The sequence below is a fragment of the Sinosporangium siamense genome (genome assembly GCF_016863435.1).
Lineage (GTDB): Bacteria > Actinomycetota > Actinomycetes > Streptosporangiales > Streptosporangiaceae > Sinosporangium > Sinosporangium siamense.
On sequence record NZ_BOOW01000007.1, the window covers coordinates 131253 to 153841 of the forward strand.

A 22589-nucleotide genomic window follows, 5' to 3' on the forward strand; every position below is an offset into this window, starting at 1 on the left:
GTCAGACCACACGCATCGGACCCTGCCCGTCAGGACCCGCCTATCGGACCCTGCCCGTCAGACCACCCCCATTGGACCCTGCCCGTCAGGACCTGCCTATGTAAGGGGGATCACCCCGAAATGCGCCAGCGTGGCTGCGGCGCGGCTCAGACGGGGGAAGGGAAAAGCTTGAGAACATCGATAGCGTGACGGCCCTTCTAGACCAGCTACGGTCGGCCCCCCGATCCGTCTTCAGCCGCATTCCCGGCATGTCGGGTGACGATGACGAGCCGCGGCGTCCGTTGCCCGTGTCGGGCATGCTCGCGGCGGCCTGGACGCTCGGTGTGGGTCTCGCCGTGTTGACGACACTGACCCTGGTGGGATGGATCGCCGCGCCGCGAGGGGCGCTCGGGCCGGGGCTGCCCGGGGTGTTCCGCACGGCGGCGCAGCTCTGGCTGGCCGCCCACCATGCGGGGTTCGCGATCCCGGGCGGCGGCAGGGTGGGCTTGCTGCCGCTGGGGCTGACGGTGTTGCCGGCGCTGCTGCTCTATCGGGCGGGCCTCTGGATGGCGCGCGACGCCGATCTGCGGCTGCGGCTGCCGGCGAGGTTGCCGAAGGGCACACCCAAGGACGTCGCCAACGCCCGCCGCCGGGCGCAGCTCGTGCTCGTGGCCCAGGCCGGCATTTCGCTGGCTGCGCCGTACTCCCTGCTCGCGGGGGGCATCGCGCTGGTGGCGCGCAACGACATCACGCAGCCGTTCCTCGGTGAGGCGCTGGTGAGCCACCTGGTGCTGGCGTTCCTGGCCGGGTCGCTCGCGGTGGCGCGCACGATCGGGCCGTGGCGCGTGATGCTCAAGCTGCTGCCGGAGCGGGTGCGGTCGCTGGTGGTGGGCACGGCGGTGGCGCTGACGATCATGTTGATCGCGGGCCTGGTGCTGGTGCTGGGTGCGCTGGTGGTGAACTTCGGGCAGGTCCGCGATCTGTCGGAGGTGCTGGCGCCGGAGCTGGTGGGTGGCCTGCTGCTGGTGCTCATCCAGGCGCTTTACCTGCTCAACGCGGTGATCTGGGGCATGGCCTACATCGCCGGGCCGGGGTTCGCGATCGGGACGGGCACGCTGGTGGCTCCGACCGGCGTGCATCTGGGCACGGTGCCCAGCCTGCCGGCGTTCGGCGCGCTGCCCGAGGCGGGGCCGATGTCGCCGTGGATGATGACCGTGCTGGCCATCCCGTTCGCAGCGGGCGCCGTGGCGGGGGTGGTGGTGGCGCGGGTCGCGCCGACGCCGTCCTACGAGGCGGCGCCGTTGTGGGGGTTCCTGTGCGGCCTCGTGACCGGTGGCACGGCCGGGTTGCTGGCCGCGTTGTCGGGCGGGCCGCTGGGCGGGGCGCGGTTGTCGGCGATGGGGCCCTCGCCGTGGGAGGTCATGCTCTCGGTGACGCTGGAGGTGGGGGTGGCCGCCGGCATCTCGGCGGGCATCACGAACTGGTGGCTGATGTCGCGCCGCCGGGCGTCGCTGGCGACCCCGGTGCGCAAGGCGGGCGCGGCGATCGCGAAGGTCGCGGGCCGGGTGGGCCTGGCCGACCAGGAGGAGCCGAAGGCGCTGCCGGGGCACTGGATGGACGCCACGGAGTGCGACACGCAGCCGATCCCGGTCATCCGTGACGATTGGACGGACGAGCACGACGCGGCGACGCATCAGACGCTGGCCGAGCCCCGGCCGAAGACGTGGAAGAAGCCCGAACCGCCTCGCCCGCCCCGCCGCGACATCGTGGACGAGTCAGACGACAAGGGCGGCAAGGTGATTTATCTAGACCCCTACGCCTGGGACCGGGACTGAGCGCCGTTAACGCCGCCAAAGGCTCGTAAACGCCGGGCTGGGGTCCGTAGACGGCAGCCCAAGGCCCGTAGGCGGCGTTCAATAAGCTCGTCAGGGCGCCAGCGAACGCAGCGCCCACTGGATGTCGAACGGCGACCGGGCCTGCACGGCACGCTCGAACTGCGAGAAACAGTCCTGCTGGGAGGCGATCGTGCCGGCGCCCTTGAGACACTCGGTGTAGGCGAGAAGCTCGTTACCGAAGTAAAGCTGGAACACCGTCGCCGAGAACGACAACAGCAGCGCCACCGCCGACACCCCGAGCCCGGCGAACGCGACCGTCGCGCTCTTGCCCGCGCTGACGAGGGCCGTGCGGGCCCGCCCGGAGGCCGCCAGGGCGAGGAAACCGACCACGACGCCCGCCAAGGGCAGTGTGAACGTCAGCACCAGAGCGGCCAGGGCGAGCAGGAGAGCACGGCGGGCCGTTTCCTCGGCGGGCCTTGGCCCGGAGGGAATCTGGACCGGTGTCGTCACCGGACCTCCTCAATCGTCGTCGCCGCGAGCGGGCGGATACGCTGGCTGCGTTGTCTTCTTCCTTGCTCATCCAGTCTGCCGCGAATGGAGTGCACTGTGTCTCGCCAGGCCGCTCGGCTTGTCATTCTCGTCTCCGGTTCTGGCACCAACCTACAGGCCTTGCTCGACGCCGTGTCCGATGACGGGTACGGCGCGGCGATCGTGGCCGTGGGCGCCGACCGTGACGGCATCGAGGGGCTGGCCCGCGCGGAGCGCGCTGGAGTGCCGACCTTCGTCGAGCGGGTGAAGGCGCACCCGAGCCGGGAGGCGTGGGACGAGGCGCTGGCCTCCCGCCTCGCCGAGCACCGGCCCGATCTTGTGGTGTCGGCCGGGTTCATGAAGATCCTGGGGCCCCGGGTGCTCAAGGAGAACTCCATCGTCAACACCCATCCGGCGCTGCTGCCGTCGTTCCCAGGCGCGCACGCGGTGCGCGACGCGCTGGCCTACGGGGTGAAGGTCACCGGCTGCACCGTCCACCTGGTGGACGCGGGCGTCGACACCGGCCCGGTGATCGCGCAGGAGGCGGTCGAGGTGCTGCCCGGCGACGACGAGTCGTCGCTGCATGAGCGCATCAAGGTCGTCGAGCGCCGCCTGCTCGTCCAGACCGTCGGTCGTATGGCCCGTGAGGGTTTTACCGTGACCGGCCGCGAGGTTTCGCTTGGCGTGACCCGGTAGATGAGCCGGGCATGACCTGCTTCAGAAGAACCTGCTTCAGGAGAGAGAGGACCACCACGTGACCCGCATCGCCATTCGTCGCGCGCTGATCGCGGTATACGACAAGTCGGGGCTGGAGGAGCTGGCCCGCGGCTTGGACGCGGCCGGGATCGAGATCGTGTCGACCGGCGGCACGGCAGCGAAGATCGCGTCGTACGGCGTGCCCGTGACGCCGGTCGAGTCGCTGACCGGTTTCCCCGAGTGCCTCGACGGGCGGGTCAAGACGCTGCACCCCCGGGTGCACGCCGGGCTGCTCGCCGACGGTTCGAAGCAGGCGCACGTCAAGCAGCTCGAAGAGCTGGAGATCGAGCCGTTCCAGCTCCTCGTGGTCAACCTTTACCCGTTCCGGGAGACGGTGGCCTCGGGAGCGTCGGCCGCCGAGTGCGTCGAGCAGATCGACATCGGCGGGCCCGCGATGATCCGCGCCGGCGCCAAGAACCACGGCACGGTCGCGGTGGTGGTCGACCCGGCGCGCTACGGCGACGTGCTGCGCGCGGTCTCCGAGGGCGGCTACACCGAGGCGGAGCGGCGGGCTCTCGCCGGGGCGGCATACGCGCACACGGCGAGCTACGACGTCGAGGTCGCCTCGTGGTTCCACAACTCCTACGCCGCCGAGGGCGACGCGGTCTGGCCGGTCTTCATGGCGGGCACGTGGACGCGCCGCGACGTGCTTCGCTACGGTGAGAACCCGCACCAGAAGGCCGCGCTCTACTCCGCCGGATCCGAGGGTCTGGCCGGGGCCGAGCAGCTCCACGGCAAGGAGATGTCCTACAACAACTACGTGGACTCCGACGCCGCCTGGCGTGCCGCCTGGGACTTCGCCGAGCCGGCCGTCGCCATCATCAAGCACGCCAACCCCTGCGGGGTGGCCGTCGGTGCCGACGTGGCCGAGGCCCACCGCAAGGCCCACGCCTGCGACCCGGTGTCGGCATACGGCGGGGTCATCGCCGTCAACCGTGAGGTCTCCGGGGAGATGGCCCGGCAGGTCGCCGAGGTGTTCACCGAGGTCGTGGTGGCGCCCGGCTTCAGCGACGAGGCTCTCGCCGTACTCCGGGAGAAGAAGAACCTGCGGCTGCTGGTGTGCCCGGAGGGGCCGGCGAACACCGTGGAGTTCCGGCGCATCGACGGCGGAGTGCTCACCCAGACGGTCGACCGGGTCGACGCGCCGGGGGACGACCCCTCGACGTGGGAGCTCAAGGCGGGGTCCGCGGCGGCGCCGGGGGTGCTGGCCGATCTCGCGTTCGCCTGGAAGGCGTGCCGTTCGGTCAAGTCCAACGCGATCCTGCTGGCCGCGGACGGCGCGACCGTCGGTGTGGGCATGGGGCAGGTCAACCGGGTCGACTCGGCCAGGCTCGCGGTGTCGCGGGCGGGGGAGCGGGCCGCGGGTTCTGTGGCGGCCTCCGACGCGTTCTTCCCCTTCGCCGACGGGCTTGAGGTGCTCGCCGAGGCGGGGGTCAAGGCGATCGTCGAGCCGGGCGGCTCCGTGCGGGACGAGGAGGTCGTCGCCGCCGCGGAGCGGGCCGGCATCACCCTCTATTTCACCGGCACCCGTCACTTCTTCCACTGACACACCACGTTTCACACCCACGCCCAGGGAAGGACCTCATACATGAGCGCGCAGATCCTCGACGGTAAAGCGACCGCCGCCAAGATCAAAGCCGATCTCGCCCGGCGTGTGGCGGCTTTGGCGGAGCGGGGGGTGCGGCCCGGCTTGGGGTCGATCCTGGTGGGCGACGACCCCGGCAGTCAGATCTACGTCGCGAGCAAGCACCGCGACTGCGCGGAGGTCGGCATCGCCTCCCTCCGCCGGGACCTGCCGGAGGACGCGAGCGCCGCCGACGTCGAGGCCGTCATCGACGAGCTGAACGCCGATCCGGCGTGCACCGGTTACATCGTGCAGTTGCCGCTGCCGCGCCACCTCGACAGCCAGGCGCTGATCGAGCGCATGGACCCGGGCAAGGACGCCGACGGCCTGCACCCGGTCAACCTCGGCCGCCTGGTGCACATGGTCGAGGCCCCGCTTCCGTGCACGCCGAAGGGCATCGTGGCCCTCCTCGCGGAATACGGCGTGCCGCTGAAGGGCGCCGAGGTCGTGGTCGTGGGCCGGGGCATCACCGTCGGGCGTCCCCTCGGCCTGCTGCTGACGCGGCGCGCCGAGAACGCGACGGTGACCCTCTGCCACACCGGCACCGTGGACCTCGCGGCGCACGTGCGCCGCGCGGACGTTGTGGTTGCGGCGGCCGGGGTGCCGGGGCTGATCACGGCGGACATGGTCAAGCCCGGCGCCGCCGTACTCGACGTGGGCGTGTCGCGAGTGGACGGCAAGCTGGCCGGCGACGTGTCCCTGGATGTCAGGGACGTCGCCGGCTTCGTCGCGCCGAACCCGGGCGGCGTCGGCCCCATGACGCGGGCCATGTTGCTGACCAACGTGGTCGAGGCGGCCGAGCGGGCGGTGTAGGCGAGGCCGCACTGTAGTGCGGCCACAGCCGATCCGATCGATGCGGTCCGGGGCTCAGGGGGCTCGTGGTGTCGCGCACGAGCGTCTGGGCCCGCCGCGTGTCAGGACGCCCGGCGGCTGCCCGCCGCCGTATGGGGCTCGGGCGCCGTGGTGCCGCTTGGCGAACGCTGTGGCGGCACCACGGGGGTGGGCCGGACCAAACCCAGCGCCACCACCTCGTTGGCCAGCCGGGTGCGCCGGTTTGTGCCCTCCGGGATGCGGAATTTCTGGTAGAGCCGCAGCAAATGCTGCTTGACCGCCGCTTCAGTCACGACCAGGTCATCTGCTATCTCCCGCGCTGTTGCCGGGGCGACGAATGCCTCGTCCGATAGCGCTGGTCGGCATAGCGACGTCAAGACGTCGACTTCGCGCCTCGTGAGTTCAGGCGCCGCCGCGCGGCGGAGTTCCACCTCTGGTGCGAAGTCTTCCCGGGGCACACCGCCGATACGGCATCTGGCCGCGCCGAAGGAGACGACGTCGCCGTCGTCGAGCACCCTCCGGGCTATCGGCCTGCCGTTGACGCGTGTGCCGTTACGGGAAAGTCCGAGATCCACGACGTAGAGGTAAGGGCCTCGCCGAATGAGTTCGGCGTGGAGCCTCGACACACTTGGGTCCGTCAGGCGGATGTCGGCACCCCGACCCCGCCCGACCGTCGTGATCTCTGGGCGCAACGGGACAACCTCGCCTGTGTCCTCGATGCGAATGAACGGCCCCTCCACGGCAGTTCCTCCCCAGGTAGCCGGCCGTTACTGTTGCTACAGATCCGGCTTACCCAAAGGATGCGCTTAGGAATCGCCTTTGCCATGAGCAGAATCCAGGTTGAAATTGGTCTGGACCTCCTCGGCTGGTTTTGCCTGCTCACGGGTAGACTTCGGGCGGAGAAAAGCGGAGGAACCACTCATGGCGGACAAGCCCACCAAAGGACTCGCCGACGTCGTTGCCGCATCCACAGCACTCAGCGACATCGACGGCAAGGCCGGTCGCCTCTTCTATCGCGGATATGACATCCATGATCTAGCCGGTCGCACCACCTTCGAGGAAGCCGCCCATCTGCTCCAGCGCGGCACCCTTCCGACCGGTGCTCAGCTCGCGAAATACCGGGCCGAGCTGGCCGGTGGCCAGACACTCGGCGCCCTCGTCGAGGAGAACCTCTCCAAGATCGCCGAAAAGCAGACGCCCATGGAGGCGCTGCGCACACTGGTCTCGCTGGCCACAGCCGACGATCCGGACAAGTCAAGCAACTCCCCCGAAGCCAATCAGCGTAAAGCTGCCAGGCTTACGGCTCAGCAGGGCATTCTCGTCGCCCGTTATCACGCGGCCAGGAGCGGGAACACCGTCCCCGAGGCCGATCCGGCACTCGGCGTCGCGGCCAATTTCCTGCATCAAGTGAGCAATCGCACACCGACCCCGCGAGAGATCGAGATCTTCGACACGTGCCTGGTGCTTCACGCGGACCACACCATGAACGCCTCGACGTTCGCGGCCAGGGTCTGCGCCGCCACACTCGCCGACATGCATTCGGCGGTCGTGGCGGCCATCGGCACGCTCAAGGGCCCGCTCCACGGCGGCGCGAACGAGCAGGTCATGCGGACGCTTGAATCGATTGAACCCAGCCGGGTGGCCGGGGTCGTGCGCGGAAAACTGGCCGCCGGTGAAAAGATCATGGGTTTCGGCCACCGGGTTTACAAGACCGAGGACCCCCGGGCCACCCATCTGCGCAGGTTGTCCGAAGAACTGTCCGAATCAACGGGGGACCGTACGTTTTATCGCATGTCGAGGGAGATGGAGGAGGTGGTCTTTGCGGAGAAGAAGCTTTATCCCAATGTCGACTTCTACGCTGCCACGGTCTACCACTACCTTGGTATTCCGACGGACCTGTTTACTCCGGTCTTCTCGGTCAGCCGGATGTCCGGCTGGACAGCTCATGTGATCGAGCAGCATGCCGACAACCGCCTCATACGGCCGGACAGTGAATACATCGGTGAGCGTGACCAGAAGTGGAAACCGATCGACGAGCGGTGACTCGCAGCAGGAGTGAAGAGCGCTGGGGACCGTACCCGCTGGTTTTGGCGGGTGCGGTCGCCGGCGTGGGTGTGGTCGCCTTCGGGCACCCGATGAGCGGGGCCCTGATCATGGGCCTGTCGTTGCTGATCGGCATGGTCTTCCGGCTGCTGCGCGGCGATCGCGCGGCGGGCCGTCTCGCCGTGCGCGACCGGATGGTCGACGTCATGGTGATGGCCGCCATGGGCGGCCTGATCGTGATCGCGGTGGCTTTCCTCGTGTTCTACAAGCGATAACCGCTGACCGCATCACAGACGGGTCACACGGGTCGGGTAGCCTCAACGGCCAGTGAGCCTCAATGTGACTTCCGGTCATTGTTCAGTTCATGAAGGGGAACCACACGTATGCCCAAGATCAAGGTAGAGGGGCCGGTCGTCGAACTTGACGGCGACGAGATGACCCGGATCATCTGGCAGTTCATCAAGGATCAGCTGATCCTTCCCTACCTCGACGTCGACCTGAAGTACTACGACCTCGGCATCGAACACCGCGACGCCACGGACGACCAGGTCACCATCGACGCGGCCAACGCCATCAAGCAGCACGGCGTGGGCGTGAAGTGTGCGACCATCACCCCCGATGAGGCTCGGGTCGAGGAATTCGGCCTGAAGAAGATGTGGAAGTCCCCCAACGGGACCATCCGCAACATCCTCGGCGGCGTGATTTTCCGCGAGCCGATCATCATGTCGAACATCCCGAGGCTGGTGCCCGGCTGGACCAAGCCGATCGTCGTCGGCCGTCACGCCTTCGGCGACCAGTATCGCGCCACCGACTTCGTCGTGCCCGGCGAAGGCAGCCTGACCCTCACCTTCACCCCGAAGGACGGGTCGGAGCCCATCGAGTACAACGTGTTCGACTTCCCCGGTGGGGGCGTCGCGATGGCGATGTACAACCTCGACGAGTCGATCCGCGACTTCGCCCGCGCCTCGATGAGGTATGGCCTGGCCCGGAACTATCCGGTCTACCTCTCGACGAAGAACACCATCATGAAGGCCTACGACGGGCGCTTCAAGGACATCTTCGCCGAAGTCTACGAGACCGAGTTCAAGGCCGACTTCGAGGCCGCCGGCCTCATTTACGAGCACCGTCTCATCGACGACATGGTCGCCGCGGCGCTCAAGTGGGAGGGCGGCTACGTCTGGGCCTGCAAGAACTACGACGGTGACGTGCAGTCCGACACCGTGGCCCAGGGCTTCGGCTCGCTCGGCCTGATGACCTCGGTCCTCATGACCCCCGACGGGCGCACCGTCGAGGCCGAGGCCGCGCACGGCACGGTCACCCGGCACTTCCGGCAGCACCAGAAGGGCAACCCCACCTCCACCAACCCGATCGCCTCGATCTTCGCCTGGACCCGTGGTCTCCAGCACCGCGGCAAGCTCGACAACACCCCCGCGGTGATCGACTTCGCCGGCAAGCTGGAGCAGGTCTGCGTCGAGACGGTCGAGGGCGGTCAGATGACCAAGGACCTCGCCCTGCTGGTCGGCGGCGACGCCGAGTGGCTGACCACCCAGGACTTCCTGGCGGCGCTGGACGAGAACCTCAAGAAGAAGATGGCCTGACCTCGCCCTCAGGCTTCTGGCAACGCCCGGTCCGGTGGTCCCCCCACCTGACCGGGCGTTTCCGTCCCCTGGCGTTTTCCCGGCCTTGTCAGGGCCGTAGAGTGCACTCCGGGACGCTGGGGAGAGGGGCGAGGATGCCGCAGATCGCGCCGCTCATGGCGGGAGATCCCGAGCGGCTCGGGCGGTTTCGCCTGGTAGGACGCATCGGCGAAGGCGGCCAGGGGGTCGTCTACCTCGGCGTGGGCGAGTCGGGCGATCAGGCCGCCGTCAAACTCCTGCACATGAGGTTCACCGGCGACGCCCGGGCACGATCGAGGTTCGCCCGCGAGCTGCGGGCCTCCCAGCGAGTCGCGTCGTTCTGTACGGCACGCGTGGTCGAGGCCGACATCGAAGGCGACACGCCATATATCGCCAGCGAGTTCATCGCCGGGCGCTCCCTCGGCGCGGTCGTCGAGACCGGCGGACCCGTCAGCGGCACCACCCTGGAACGACTCGCCGTCGGCACGGCCACCGCCCTCACCGCCATCCACCGCGCCGCGATCGTGCACCGCGACTTCAAACCCGACAACGTGCTGATGGCCGCAGACGGTCCCCGCGTGGTCGACTTCGGCATCGCACGCCTCGTCGACACCGGCACCATCACCAGCCGCGCGGTCGGCACCCCCGCCTATCTCGCCCCCGAACAGATCTCCGGCAGCGAGGTGGGGACCTTCACCGACGTGTTCGCCTGGGGCTCCACGATCATGTTCGCGGCCACCGGCACCGACACCTTCGGCGGCTCCTCCATCGCCGTCGTGCTCAACCGCGTCCTCAACCACGACGTCGACGTCTCCGCCCTCCCCGAACCCCTCCGCGGTGCGGTCTCCCTGGCCCTGTCCAAGAATCCCGCGGAACGCCCCAGCGCCGAACAGGTCCTCCGCCGCCTCCTCGGCCGCCCCGGCGGCGACGCGGCGACCTCCCTGCTCGACCACGGCGTGCAGGTCGCCACCCCCGGCAGGGGCGACGCGTCCGCCCCCATGTCACCCCCGACCCTTCCGGTGCGCATGCCCACCCTGGCCCCCTCTCCCCGCCCCGAGCCGGTGGAGGCCCCGCCACCTGCGGAGACGTGGTCTCCCTTCCGGTGGATGCTCATCGCCGCCATCACCTTGATCGTCGCCGCCGCCACAGCCGCGGTCCTCTTGCTCCTCTTCGGCTGACCCCCTCGGGAAATACGGCGGAAGCCCGGCCGCGGCCACCATTGACCCCCTCACAGGAGGTACGGCGGAAGCCAGGCCGGCCACCACCGGGGCGGCGCCGCGGCCTCCCGCGCGGCCGGCGCCGGAAGGACGGGGGCGCGCTCCCACCCGCGAGGGCCGCAACCCGGTCGCGCGGCCGAACCGGCGGACGGATACCATCCGCCTGACACATGGAATCCAGCTCAGTTGGGGGAAGGTCATGGCTCCCGTAAAGGTCACCGTCACCGGTGCCGCCGGTCAGATCGGTTACGCGCTGCTGTTCCGCATCGCGTCGGGGCAGCTCCTCGGGGCCGACGTTCCCGTGAGGCTAAGCCTGCTTGAGATCCCGCCGGCGCTCAAGGCCGCCGAGGGCACCGCGATGGAGCTCGACGACTGCGCCTTCCCGCTCCTCAAGGGCATCGAGATCACCGACGACGCCGGCAAGGCGTTCGACGGCGCCAACGTGGCGCTGCTGGTCGGCGCCCGCCCGCGGACCGCGGGGATGGAGCGCGGCGACCTGCTTGAGGCCAACGGCGGCATCTTCGGCCCGCAGGGTGCGGCCATCAACGCCCACGCGGCCGACGACATCCGCGTGCTCGTGGTCGGCAACCCGGCCAACACCAACGCCCTCATCGCCCAGGCGGCGGCCCCGGACGTGCCGGCCGAGCGCTTCACCGCGATGACCAGGCTCGACCACAACCGGGCGCTCTCGCAGCTCGCCGCGAAGCTTGAGGTGTCGGTCACCGACATCTCGAAGATGACGATCTGGGGCAACCACTCGGCCACGCAATACCCCGACCTGTTCCACACCGAGGTGGGCGGCAAGATCGCGGCCGAGCTGGTCGACGAGGCGTGGCTGCGCGACACCTTCATCCCGACCGTCGCCAAGCGCGGCGCGGCCATCATCGCGGCTCGCGGCGCCTCCTCGGCGGCCTCTGCGGCCAACGCCGCGATCGACCACGTGCACGACTGGGTGAACGGCACGCCCGAGGGTGACTGGACCTCCGCCGCGATCCCGTCCGACGGCTCCTACGGCGTGCCGGAGGGCCTCATCTCGTCCTTCCCGGTCGTCTCCCGCGAGGGCCGCTGGGAGATCGTGCAGGGCCTGTCCATCGACTCGTTCTCCCGCGAGCGCATCGACGCGTCGGTGCAGGAGCTGGTGGAGGAGCGCGACGCGGTGCGCGCCCTGAACCTCATCTGAGGCTGACCTAGAGCGGCCGAGGGCGACGGTGTTCACCGTCGCGCTCGGCCACTTCTGTTTCTGGCGTTGAAGCAGGGCTGTTTTTGGTGCGCTGGAGCAGCGCCGGCCGGGTCATCCCATGGTCAAATTGGGCAGTGGATTCTCACTTGCCCGGACCGGCCTTTGTGATCTCCATGGCGAACCACCGGAAAATGCTCAATGAGCACGAGTTTTCCGGGGGTTCGGTGTCATGGCGCGGGTTTCGGCGAGGTCTCTCGCCTGTCTACTGACTGCTGCATCGGTGACGGTCGTCCAGACCGGCACCGCGGAAGCCGACCCGGCCGGCGAACTGGGGCGCGCCGACCTGTCGGTCTCCCTGATCGCCGCACCCGCGATCGCCCAGCCCGGCCACACCCTGACCTACCACGTGCGGGTCCGCAACGCGGGCCCGGGGGACGCCGTGCTCCCGGTGCTGCGGGTGCGGGTGCCGGGCGACGTGGCCGTGGTGGGGGTCAACGTGGCCACCTGCCGGCCGGGGGCGACCTTGAACGAAGTGGTGTGTCCCTCGCGCAGCGACATCCCCACCGGCGACACGGGCAATGTGGTGATCACCGGCATGGTGCGGCCCGGCGCCCGGGGGCCCTTGCGCGCGACCGCCACGCTCTCCTCTCAGGTGATCGACAGCCGTGAGGCCGACAACACCGCCCAGGCGAGCGTCCCCGTCGACGACGGCGCCGATCTGGCCGTACGGCTCGCGCCCCGCGCCCTGGCCACCCCCGGGGGCTTCACGGTGGGACTGGTGGTCCACAACCGGGGGCCCCGCAGCGTAAAGGACGCGCTGGTGTTCTTCCGCGCCGCGCTCGCGGGGAGCACCCGGGCGAGGTTCGTGCACTCGGTGGGCGGGCGGTGCCGGGCGGAGGGCACCCACCTGGGCTGCCGCCTGCCGTCGGTGCGGGCGGGCAGCCCGGTGCGCCTCAGGCTGGCGTTCGCGGCGGACGGCAGGCAGCCGAGGACGGTGAACGGCCGGGCCTCGGTCCACTCGACGGTGTTCGGCGACAGGCGGCCGGACAACAACCAGGTGCGGGCCAGGCTGGCGGTGTCCGGCCATCGCGGGACGCGTCCCCGGGCGGACGACGACCCGCCGGCTTTGCCGTACGCCTCGGTGTGATCGAGGGCGCCCCGCGATCGAAGGGCGCCTAGCGCAGGGCCCGCCAGGCGTCGCTCACGATGTCGTGCAGGCCGGGGCGCTCGGGCTTCCAGCCGAGGTCGCGCTGGATGCGGGCGGACGACGCGACGAGCACGGCGGGGTCGCCGGCGCGGCGGGGGCGGGTCACGGCGGGGATGGGGTGCCCGGTGACCTCGCGGCAGACCGAGATGACCTCGTGGACGGAGAATCCGGTGCCGTTGCCCAGGTTGTAGATCGTGTGGCGGTTGCCGGCGCAGGCGGCGAGGGCCAGCAGGTGGGCACGCGCGAGGTCGCCGACGTGGATGTAGTCGCGGATGCAGGTGCCGTCGGGGGTCGGGTAGTCGTCGCCGAAGACGCTGACGGAGTCGCCCTCGCCGAGGGCCACGGCGAGCACGCGGGGGATGAGGTGGGTCTCGACCGTGTGCCGCTCGCGGTAGACGCGGCCGTCCTCCCCGGTGTGGGCGCCGGCGACGTTGAAGTAGCGCAGGCTGACCGCGGCCAGGCCGTACATCTCCGAGAAGGCGCTCAGCGCGGTGTCGACGGCGAGTTTGCTCGCGCCGTAGGGATTGGTGGGGCGGGTGGGGTCGGTCTCCTCGATGGGGGTGCGCTCGGGCTCGCCGTAGGTCGCGGCGGTGGAGGAGAACACAATGCGAGGTACGTCATGGACGCGCATGGCGTCGAGCAGCATGAGGGTGCCGCCGAGGTTGCCGGCCCAGTAGAGGTCGGGGCGCTCGACCGACTCGCCGACGAGTGAGCGGGCGGCGAAGTGCAGGACGCCGTCGAATCCGCCTTCGGCGAGCGTGTCTCCGGCGTCGGCGAGGGAGGCGTGCACGAACCGGGCTCCGGCCGGCACCGCGTCGGCGTGGCCGGTGGACAGGTCGTCGAGGACGACGACATGGTGGCCGGCTTCGACGAGCTGAGCTGCTACGACGCTGCCGATGTAGCCGGCGCCGCCGGTGATCAGGAGTTTCACGGCATCCTCGTGGGTCGGCGTGTGGAAAGGCGTGTGAAAGCAGGGACGGCGGGGGAGAAGTTCCCACCAACGGAGAACGAAGTGTTCAGCATACGGGTAACGATTTTCAGGTGCTTTTCCTGATGTAGAGGCGCTTTTTGTGGTTTCAACACCCTCCCCCTCCGTCGCGCGCTTGCTCCCCAAAGGGGGAGTTAGCCTGAAGGGGGCTCGTCCCCCGGGCGGGTACTCTGTCAGCTCCACCACAGCGCTTGAGCAAAGCAGGCGGGAATCAATCCGTTGAACAGCGTCCTGGTCAACAGCGCCATCGTCCTGCTCTTCATCCTCATCGGCGGCTTCTTCGCGGCGGCCGAGATGGCGATGGTGTCCCTGCGGGAGAGCCAGGTGCGCTCCATGGCGGCCCGGGGACGACGGGGCTCACGCGTCGCCAAGCTGGCCCGCGACCCCAACCGGTTTCTGTCCGCCGTGCAGATCGGCGTCACCGTGGCGACGATGCTGTCGGCGGCGTTCGGGGCGGACACGCTGGCCACCCACCTTGTGCCGGTGCTCACCTCCTGGGGCGTGCCGGGCGGCCTGGTGCCGCCGCTGGCGCTGGTGCTGGTGACGCTGGCCATCTCCTACGTCTCGCTCGTGCTCGGCGAGCTCGTGCCGAAACGGCTGGCCAGGCAGCGTGCCGAGGGGCTCTCCCTGCTGGTGGCGCCCCTCCTCGACGGCATGGCGACGTTGTCCCGCCCGGTGATCTGGGCGCTGTCGAAGTCCACCGACGGCGTGATGAAGCTGCTCGGCGGCAACCCCTCGGCCGACCGTGAGGAGATGACCACCGAGGAGCTGCGCGACATGGTCGTGGGCCACCAGGAGCTCACCGAGGACGAGCGCCACCTCATCGGCGAGGTCTTCGCGGCGGGCAAACGGCAGCTCCGCGAGGTCATGCTGCCGCGCACCGAGGTCGAGTTCATGGACGCCGACACCCCGCTGGCCGAGGCCGCGGTGCTCGCGGTGGCCATGCCGCACTCGCGTTACCCGGTCTATCGCGAGTCCTACGATGAGATCATTGGGTTCGTTCACGTCAAGGACCTGCTCGATCCCGTCCTGACCGGGAGCATCGAGCCCATCAGCCAGCTTGTGCCGGTCCGGCCGGTCAAACTGGTGCCGGCGAGCAAGCGGGTGCTCACGACCCTGTCCGAGATGCGCGACGAGGGACACCACCTGGCGATCGTGGTGGACGAATACGGGGGCACCGCCGGAATCGTCACCCTGGAGGACCTCGTCGAGGAGCTGATCGGCGATATCAGGGACGAATACGACATAGACGATGGCCAGTCCGTGCGTCTCGCGGCCGGTGAGATCGACATCGAGGGGCTCATCAACCTCGACGACTTCGCCGCCGAGTGCGGCATCCGGCTGCCCGACGGGCCCTATGAGACGCTCGCCGGGTTCGTGATGGCCGCACTCGGCCATCTGCCGGCGCTCGGCGACCGGGTGGAGATCCCCGGCTTCGAGCTCTCGGTCACGGCCATGGACGGCAGGCGCATCGACCGGGTGCGCGTCAAACGCCGCTCTTCCACGCCGGCCGCGGAACCACCCGCCGATCAGGCGGCCGAGCGGCGCGTCACCACGCCTTCCGAGGAAATCGAGCAGGAATCCCGGCCCGAGCCCGGCCCGCAGGACGCCACCGTCGGTGCGTCGCCGGCAGGATCGGGTACGGCGGGAGCCAACGGGGCCACGCCCGGCGTTTCCGAGTCGCGTCAGCCCCCCGAGTCCTGACAGAATTGCGCGCCATGGAAGCAAGACCACGTGTGCTCTCCGGCATTCAGCCCACCGCCGACTCCTTCCACCTCGGCAACTATCTGGGTGCCGTCCGGCAGTGGGTGGGGATGCAGGACACGCACGAGGCGTTCTACTGCGTGGTCGACCTGCACGCCATCACGGTGCAACCCGACCCCAAGGAGCTGCGTCACCGCACCCGCGTGGCCGCCGCTCAACTCTTCGCGGTGGGGCTCGACCCCGAGCGCTGCACGGTGTTCGTGCAGAGCCACGTGCCCGAGCACTCCGAGCTCGCATGGGTGCTCGGCTCCCTCACGAGCATGGGTGAGGCGAGCCGCATGACGCAGTTCAAGGACAAGTCCGCGAAATACGGTGAGGGGGCGGCGGGCGTCGGCCTGTTCACCTACCCGATCCTGCAGGCCGCCGACATCCTGCTCTATCAGGCCCACCAGGTGCCGGTGGGAGCCGACCAGAAGCAGCACCTGGAGCTCACCCGCGACCTCGCGCAGCGGTTCAACCACCGCCTCGGCCAGACGTTCCGGCTGCCCGAGCCCTTCATCATGAAGGGCGTCGAGAAGATCTACGACCTGCAGGACCCGTCGGCGAAGATGTCCAAGTCGTCCTCCAGCCCGCAGGGCATCCTGGACGTCCTTGAGCAGCCCGGGTCGCTGCGCAAGAAGGTCATGCGGGCGATCACCGACACCGGCTCCGAGGTCAAGGCCGACGAGGCCGACAAACCCGGCATCACCAACCTGCTGCGCATCCAGTCGGCGCTGACCGGTGTCCCGGTGCCCGACCTTGAGCAGCGTTACGCCGGTCAGGGTTACGGCGCCTTCAAAAAGGACGTCGCCGAGACGGTGGTCGAGGCGTTCACCCCGATCCGCGAGCGCACCGAGGCCCTGCTGGCCGACGAGGACCAGCTCGACCGCCTGCTGGCCATCGGGGCCGAGCGGGCGCGTGCGGTGGCCGGCGAGACCATGGCGCAGGTGCGCGATCGGGTGGGTTTCCTGCCGCGCGGCTGACGCACCCCATCTCTGCATTTCTCACAATCCGGTCTGCACTTCTCACAATCCGGTCCGCGGATGGCTCCGCGGGCCGGATTTTGTGTTGTGCGGACCTGGTGATCACCAATTTACGGGTACGGCAGAGGCGTCCCAGAGACACGCTTGAGCTGGGTAAACGTTCCTCAACCTCAGGCGTATGCACGTAACGCAGGGGGCAGGTCTGGCCACATGCGAATCCGTACGAAGCTACCCTGAGACCACCATGGGGACGAAACACCTCGTGCCGGTGACGGCACTGCTCGCCTCTGCCGTACTCGTGTCGGCGCAACCCGCGCAGGCGCGCGCGACGGTGCCGCCTGTGGGCGGCGAACTGCTGGGAGAGCGGGGACTTGTCGCGCCGACCGGGGTGAAACCCCCGCCCAAGAGCAAGGCCCGCTCCTATGTCGTCGCCGACGCAGAGACCGGCCAGGTGCTCGCCGCCAAGGACGCCCACGGGCGCTTCCTGCCGGCCAGCACGCTGAAGTCGCTCACCGCGCTGACCCTCATCCCGCAGCTCGACCGCGACAAACGCGTCAAGCCCAGCCGTGAGGCGTGCAACCAGGAGGGAAGCGCCGTCGGGCTGGTGCCGAAGCCGCTCTACCGGGTTCACGACCTGTTCCGGGCGCTGATGTTGTCCTCGGGCAACGACGCGGCCATGGCCCTCGCCGAGACCAACGGCGGCCTGGCCCCGACGCTGGAGCAGATGAACGCCACGGCCCGCAAGCTCCAGGCTTACGACACCGTGGCGAAGACCCCGAGCGGGCTGGACAAACCCGGGCAGAGCAGCTCGGCTTACGACCTTGCCCTCATCACCCGGGCCGGGCTGAAGAACGCAGAATTCCGGCGCTACGTCGCCACCAAGACCGCCAAGTTCCCCGCGCCTAAGGGGTACTACGAGATCTCCAACCACAACAAGCTGCTGTGGAAATACCAGGGGATGGTCGGCGGCAAGAACGGCTGGACCTCCAAGGCCCACGGCAGCTTCGCCGGCGCGGCAAGACGCGGCAACCACACGATCATCGTCGCGATCATGCGGCACGAGGGCGGATTCTGGGACGAGGTGGCCGGCCTCCTCGACTGGGGCTTCGCCGCCCGCGGCCGCGTCACCCCGGTCGGCCGCCTGGTCGACCCCCTCCCCGACCGCCCCGCCCAGCCCGCGACCACACCCCAGGCCACCCCGGCCGCCGCCGACGCCGCAGCCTCCGCCCCGGGCCCCACCCCCGACCGCGGCCCCGGCCTCGCCACACTGGGCCTCATCGGCGCAGGCCTACTGGGCGGCACCGCCTGGCTGGTACTCGGCCTACGCCGCCGCACCCGCACCCGCACCACGTCGTAGCACTCCGCGCCAGGGCCCTGTGCCGAGCCGCCATGAGGGCGGCCCCGCGCCCGGGTGGTCCCTTCGCTGCGGCACGCCTGGTGTACGGCTTGCGCCGACGCGCTCGCGCCACGTCTTGGCGGACTCGCGTGGGGCCGCCACGAGGACATCCCCGCGCTATCGAGGCCCGGCCCCGCCTCGCACCTGGGCGGTTCGTCCACCGCTGCACGCCTGGCTTACGGCTACGCCGCCCGCGCCACTTCGTAGGGCGACAGCCCGCGCCGCCTGCGGCCATGCCGCCTTCAAGGAGAAGGATCATTGGGACCGGCAGAGGGTGCGAGGCTGCGAGCGGCTCCGCGCTACAGCCGGTATTGACCCGCGCCGCCCGCGTCGCCTCGGGGTTTCGCCTCTGCATCGCGGCTGACGTACGGCTATTCTGCCGCCTGCGCCCACCTCATAGGGCGACAGCCCGCGCCGCTTTTTGAGGCGGCCCTGCGGCCGTGCCGCCGCTAAAGGAGAACGATCGCCGGGACCGGCAGAGGGTGCGAGGCCGCGAGCGGCTCCGCCTTACGGCCGGCGTTGGCTCGCGTCACCAGCATCGCCTCGCATTCGGGGGGCTTCGCCTCCGCGCCGCGGCCGATGTGCGGCGCACGCTGTCGCGGCCCGGCCCCGTGCTGCCTGGCGGACGGCTTGAGCCGTCGGGTCCTCGTCTGGGCGATGTCTCAGGGGGCAGGCGTGCCCGTTGCGCCTCTTGGGGGAGTGGCTGGCGGGGTGGGCAAAGGAGGCGGGGCCGCGAGGGGTTCCGCGGTGGGGGGTGTGAGCGGCTTGCGCTGCGGGGTTCGGTGGCCCCGCAGCGTACGGCTCGGGGGTGTCTTACTTGGCTCCGTTGCGGTGGGTTGTGGTGGATGGAGGTTTGGTTAAGGGGGGTTGGGTGCCGTTGCTTGGGATGGGGGTGGGGGACGGGGGTGGGCCCATGGGGGCGGTGGCGGTCCAGGCGGCGACGTACAGGGTGAGGCGGGCGGACAGGTTGATCCAGATGAGCAGGCCGACCATGACCGCGAAGGCGCCGTAGATGGGGTTGTTGAGGGTGCCCGACAGCAAGAGGGCGGCGAGTTGTTTGAGGATGCCGAAGCCGATCGCGCCGAGCAGGGCGCCCTTGAGGATGGTGGAGAAGGGCTGGGAGGGCCTCGCCACCCAGCCGAGCACCACGAGGAACAGGAGCATGTCCGCCGCGATGCCGACGAGGACCCCGGCCACTACGACGACGACGTTGGCAGCGGTGGAGCCGCCGAGGCCGAGCCAGCCTGTGACCGTGGTGGTGGCCGTGGTGGCGAAGCCGCCGACCGCCGTGGAGACGATCAGGGTGAGGCCGAGCATCAGCAGTGTGGCGAGGTCGCGCAGTTTGGCGAGGAAGAAGTTGAGCGGCGGCTCGTTGGTCATCCAGATCTCGCGGAGGGCCCCGCGCAGGGCGTCTACGGCGCCGAGGCCGGCGTAGATCAGGCCGACGAGACCGATGATTCCGGCCCCGACCCTGGCCGCGCCGAGGGACTCGAGGTCGAGCCGCTGGGCAAGGCCGGGGAGTTGTTCGTTGATGGCTTTGGTGAGCACCTCCATGGCCCCCGGATGGAACGTCACGATGTAGCCGACCACCGCGAAGGCCAAGGCGAGGATGGGGAAGAAGGAGAGGAACGCAAAATATGTCACCGCGCCTGCCAGGCGGTCGCCGTTCTGCACCTGATAGCGCTGGACGGTGCGGAGCAGGTGATCGAAGAAGGGCCGGCGCAGCCTCTGGCGGTCCACGAGGCGCTGGCCCCGCTCCTTGGCCGCCTCGACCTGACGCTGAATTCGGGCGACCATATTTCCCATAGAGGTGCTTGTACCCGCAAAGTCGGCGATCACCTCAGATTCGGTTGCCGTGCGACGCTGGAAACTGGTGTGGATCGCTCACGTGATCACCTGGAAGCGGGATAGGGTCGTATCCATTCGCCGATGCGCCTCACTTCGCATCGGCGTTCTCAGATAGGGGTGGCAATGCAGGGGCGTGATCTTCGGGGGGAGCTCGGCGCGTTCCTGACGCGGTCCGAGCGGACGCTGATCGGCTTCCGGCGCGACATTCACATGCATCCCGAGCTGGCCTTCGCCGAATACCGCACGACTCAGCGCATCGTCGACCGGCTCACCGAGGCGGGCCTCGCGCCCGAGGTGATGCCCAAGGGCACCGGTGTGATCTGCGACGTCGGCAGCGGCGGCGGGCCGACCGTGGCGCTGCGTGCCGACATCGACGCGCTGGCCCTCGCCGACGAGAAGGACGTGCCTTACAGCTCGACCGTGCCCGGCGTGTGCCACGCCTGCGGCCACGACGTGCACACGGCGGTGCTGCTCGGCACCGGCCTCTTCCTCGCCGAGCAGGCCAGGGCGGGGCTGCTGCCGGGCCGGGTGCGGCTGATCTTCCAGCCCGCCGAGGAGCTCCCTGGCGGCGCGCGCGAGGTCGTGGCGGTCGGCGGCCTGATCGGTGTCGACCGCGTCTTCGGCCTCCACTGCGACCCCAAGGTCGAGGTCGGGCAGGTCGGGCTAAAGACCGGCCCCATCACCTCGGCCTGCGACATGATCACCGTGCACGTGAACGGGCCCGGCGGCCACACCGCGCGCCCGCACCTCACCGCCGACCTGGTGTTCGCGCTGGGCAAGATCCTCACCGAGCTGCCGGCCGGGTTGTCGCGCCGGGTCGATCCGAGGTCGTCTCTGAGTCTCGTGTGGGGCCGCGTCGAGTCGGGCTCGGCGGCCAATGTGATCCCCGAGGGCGGCGTCGCCGAGGGCACAGTGCGCTGCACCGACGAGGAGGCGTGGCGCGCCGCCCCCGATCTGATCAAGGCGCTGCTTGAGTCGGTGGCGACGCCATATGGCGTGGAGGCCCGGCTCGACTACACCCGCGGGGTGCCGCCGGTGGTCAACGACGAGGAGAGCGTGCAGATGCTCTCGGAGGCGGCCCTCCGCGTGCTCGGCGCCGACTCGGTGGTGCAGACTCAGCAGAGCCTGGGCGGCGAGGACTTCGGGTGGTTCCTGGAGAATGTGCCCGGTGCCTACGCTCGCCTCGGCACTCGGATGCCGGGCACCCCGCCGACGGCCGACATCCACCAGAGCACCTTCGACGTCGACGAGAGCTGCATCGGGGTGGGTGTGCGTTTCATGGCCGCCACGGCGCTGACCGCCCTCTGGGAGGGCACCCGGCCGGGCACCTGTGACCTGTCTGAGCAGGTCGGGGAGTTTGGATTGGTGTGATCTCACGTCTGACGCCCGGCATCTCCGTGCACGTCGGGGTTTGACCGCCCACTGGGCGCAGCAATGATCTTCTTACCTGGTCACAGCCAGGAGTGCGCAGGATAACGGACCTGTTTCGGACTGCATCCTGGGTTTGGCCATAGCCTGCCGATCGCGTACCTTCCGTCCAGGACTGCCGTGCGTTCCTTTCGCGCGTGCACAAAAAAGTTTGACGCGGGGACAGGAAGGGAGTCACCTTGCTCCGCAATCGAGTGGGCAGACTGACCGCGACCGTGCTGGCAGGTGCCATGGTCACCCTCGGGGTGGCCGCATGTGGGGGCGACAACAGCAGCGCCAAGCCGGCGGAAGGCGGCTCTGAGAAGCCCGCCGAGTCCACCGGGGCCAAGGTCGGGCTCGCATACGACATCGGCGGCCGAGGCGACCAGTCGTTCAACGACTCGGCCGCGGCCGGTCTCGACAAGGCCAAGGCCGAGCTCAAGCTGCCCGAGGCGAAGGAGATGACCGCGAGCCCCGGCGAGACCGAGGCCAAGAAGGAGGAGCGGCTCCGCCTGCTCGCCGACCAGGGCTTCAACCCGATTCTGGCCGTGGGCTTCGCCTACTCAGGCTCGGTCAAGAAGGTCGCCGCGGAGTTCCCCGACGTGAAGTTCGCGATCATCGACGACGCCGCCGCGACGGGCCCCAACATCTCCAACCTCGTCTTCGCCGAGCACGAGGGCTCGTTCCTGGTGGGCGTCGCCGCCGCGCTGAAGTCGAAGAAGAAGAACATCGGCTTCGTGGGCGGCGTGCAGGTGCCGCTGATCGAGAAGTTCGAGGCCGGCTTCACCGCCGGGGCCAAGGCCGTGAACAAGGACATCAAGGTCCAGAGCAAATACCTCACGCAGCCGCCGGAGTTCTCCGGGTTCAACGACCCGGCCAAGGGCAAGACCGTGGCCGAGGGCATGATCGACGCTGGTGCCGACGTGGTCTACCACGCGGCGGGCGGTTCGGGCGGCGGCGTGTTCGAGGCGGCCAAGGCGGGTGACGCGCAGGCCATCGGCGTCGACGCCGACCAGGCGCTGACCGCGGACGCGGGCGTCAAGGACGTCATCATGACCTCGATGCTCAAGAAGCTCGACGTCGCGGTGTTCGACTTCCTCAAGTCCTACGCCGGGGGCACGGTCAAGGCCGGCGAGACCGTCTACGACCTCAAGGTCTCCGGTGTCGACTACTCCGTCACGGGCGGCAAGGTCGACGACATCAAGGACAAGCTCGAGGAATACAAGAAGAAGATCATCAGCGGCGAGATCAAGGTTCCCAGCACGAACCCCTGATCACGCGCGACTTTTTTACCCAGCAGAGCGACCCCCGGGGCACCGAGGTGCCGACTGAAGGGACGACGGACGGGTAGGAAAGGCGGGGCTCGGTGGATCGGATCACCGAGCCCCTTGGTCTAAGTCAGCAAAGG

Annotated in this window: 19 protein-coding genes; 15 read left to right on the forward strand and 4 right to left on the reverse strand. The window is 69.4% G+C overall.

The features are described from left to right. Positions 1-185: 185 nt before the first annotated feature. Positions 186-1814: a cell division protein PerM gene (locus tag Ssi02_RS05480; protein WP_204021688.1), complete on the forward strand. Its 1629-nt coding sequence runs from the start codon at positions 186-188 to the stop codon at positions 1812-1814. A gap of 90 nt (positions 1815-1904) precedes the next feature. On the opposite strand, the gene Ssi02_RS05485 is transcribed toward Ssi02_RS05480, so the two are convergent. Then, complete coding sequence (locus Ssi02_RS05485) at positions 1905-2324, reverse strand: hypothetical protein (protein WP_204021689.1); 420 nt, start codon at positions 2322-2324, stop codon at positions 1905-1907. Between the two features lie 96 nt (positions 2325-2420). Between Ssi02_RS05485 and purN the strand changes: the two genes are divergently transcribed. The 3 genes from purN to Ssi02_RS05500 are packed head-to-tail and all read left to right on the forward strand — an operon-like array spanning position 2421 to position 5535. Next, entirely contained in the window at positions 2421-3038 is a 618-nt protein-coding gene (gene purN / locus Ssi02_RS05490) for a phosphoribosylglycinamide formyltransferase (protein ID WP_239128615.1), read from the forward strand. Positions 3039-3096: 58 nt separating this feature from the next. After that, positions 3097-4644, forward strand: a complete 1548-nt coding sequence (gene purH / locus Ssi02_RS05495) for a bifunctional phosphoribosylaminoimidazolecarboxamide formyltransferase/IMP cyclohydrolase (RefSeq protein ID WP_204021693.1) — start codon at positions 3097-3099, stop codon at positions 4642-4644. 42 nt (positions 4645-4686) lie between these two features. Next, positions 4687-5535: a bifunctional methylenetetrahydrofolate dehydrogenase/methenyltetrahydrofolate cyclohydrolase gene (locus Ssi02_RS05500; RefSeq protein ID WP_204021695.1), complete on the forward strand. Its 849-nt coding sequence runs from the start codon at positions 4687-4689 to the stop codon at positions 5533-5535. Positions 5536-5636: 101 nt separating this feature from the next. On the opposite strand, the gene Ssi02_RS05505 is transcribed toward Ssi02_RS05500, so the two are convergent. Then, a complete protein-coding gene (locus tag Ssi02_RS05505; RefSeq protein ID WP_204021698.1) occupies positions 5637-6293 on the reverse strand; it encodes an FHA domain-containing protein in 657 nt (218 codons plus the stop codon). A 181-nt stretch (positions 6294-6474) separates the two neighbouring features. Here Ssi02_RS05505 and Ssi02_RS05510 point away from each other — a divergent pair, with 181 nt between their 5' ends. The 6 genes from Ssi02_RS05510 to Ssi02_RS05535 all read left to right on the forward strand — a co-directional run bounded on the left by Ssi02_RS05510 (position 6475) and on the right by Ssi02_RS05535 (position 12756). Beyond that, a complete protein-coding gene (locus tag Ssi02_RS05510; RefSeq protein WP_204021700.1) occupies positions 6475-7596 on the forward strand; it encodes a citrate/2-methylcitrate synthase in 1122 nt (373 codons plus the stop codon). Then, positions 7593-7871, forward strand: a complete 279-nt coding sequence (locus tag Ssi02_RS05515; RefSeq protein WP_204021702.1) for a DUF3017 domain-containing protein — start codon at positions 7593-7595, stop codon at positions 7869-7871. Before Ssi02_RS05510 ends, Ssi02_RS05515 begins: the two co-directional genes overlap by 4 nt. A gap of 108 nt (positions 7872-7979) precedes the next feature. After that, on the forward strand, positions 7980-9194 hold the full coding sequence (locus Ssi02_RS05520; protein ID WP_204021704.1) for an NADP-dependent isocitrate dehydrogenase: 1215 nt from the start codon (positions 7980-7982) through the stop codon (positions 9192-9194). A 134-nt stretch (positions 9195-9328) separates the two neighbouring features. Next, positions 9329-10390 carry a serine/threonine-protein kinase gene (locus Ssi02_RS05525; RefSeq protein WP_204021706.1) on the forward strand — a complete coding sequence of 354 codons (1062 nt, stop codon included), beginning with the start codon at positions 9329-9331 and terminating at the stop codon, positions 10388-10390. Between the two features lie 238 nt (positions 10391-10628). Beyond that, positions 10629-11609, forward strand: coding sequence for a malate dehydrogenase (locus Ssi02_RS05530; RefSeq protein WP_204021708.1), 981 nt, complete (start codon positions 10629-10631; stop codon positions 11607-11609). 280 nt (positions 11610-11889) lie between these two features. Beyond that, positions 11890-12756: a DUF11 domain-containing protein gene (locus Ssi02_RS05535; RefSeq protein WP_204021710.1), complete on the forward strand. Its 867-nt coding sequence runs from the start codon at positions 11890-11892 to the stop codon at positions 12754-12756. A gap of 28 nt (positions 12757-12784) precedes the next feature. Here the strand turns inward: Ssi02_RS05535 and galE are convergent, their stop codons facing one another. After that, positions 12785-13747, reverse strand: coding sequence for a UDP-glucose 4-epimerase GalE (galE, locus tag Ssi02_RS05540; protein ID WP_204021712.1), 963 nt, complete (start codon positions 13745-13747; stop codon positions 12785-12787). Positions 13748-14023: 276 nt separating this feature from the next. Between galE and Ssi02_RS05545 the strand changes: the two genes are divergently transcribed. From Ssi02_RS05545 to Ssi02_RS05555, 3 genes are all read left to right on the forward strand, one after another. Then, on the forward strand, positions 14024-15508 hold the full coding sequence (locus tag Ssi02_RS05545) for a hemolysin family protein (protein ID WP_204021714.1): 1485 nt from the start codon (positions 14024-14026) through the stop codon (positions 15506-15508). 14 nt (positions 15509-15522) lie between these two features. Then, the gene (trpS, locus tag Ssi02_RS05550) at positions 15523-16530 is read left to right on the forward strand and encodes a tryptophan--tRNA ligase (protein ID WP_204021716.1); all 1008 of its coding nucleotides are present in this window, start codon (positions 15523-15525) and stop codon (positions 16528-16530) included. Between the two features lie 244 nt (positions 16531-16774). Next, positions 16775-17887, forward strand: coding sequence for a D-alanyl-D-alanine carboxypeptidase family protein (locus Ssi02_RS05555; RefSeq protein WP_204021719.1), 1113 nt, complete (start codon positions 16775-16777; stop codon positions 17885-17887). 852 nt (positions 17888-18739) lie between these two features. Here Ssi02_RS05555 and Ssi02_RS05560 read toward each other — a convergent pair. Further along, a complete protein-coding gene (locus Ssi02_RS05560) occupies positions 18740-19732 on the reverse strand; it encodes a YihY/virulence factor BrkB family protein (protein ID WP_239128616.1) in 993 nt (330 codons plus the stop codon). A gap of 165 nt (positions 19733-19897) precedes the next feature. On the opposite strand from Ssi02_RS05560, the gene Ssi02_RS05565 reads away from it, so the two are divergent. Both Ssi02_RS05565 and Ssi02_RS05570 read left to right on the forward strand, forming a co-directional pair. Further along, positions 19898-21145 carry an amidohydrolase gene (locus Ssi02_RS05565; RefSeq protein ID WP_204021721.1) on the forward strand — a complete coding sequence of 416 codons (1248 nt, stop codon included), beginning with the start codon at positions 19898-19900 and terminating at the stop codon, positions 21143-21145. A gap of 236 nt (positions 21146-21381) precedes the next feature. After that, a complete protein-coding gene (locus Ssi02_RS05570) occupies positions 21382-22455 on the forward strand; it encodes a BMP family lipoprotein (protein WP_204021723.1) in 1074 nt (357 codons plus the stop codon). Positions 22456-22589: the final 134 nt, after the last annotated feature.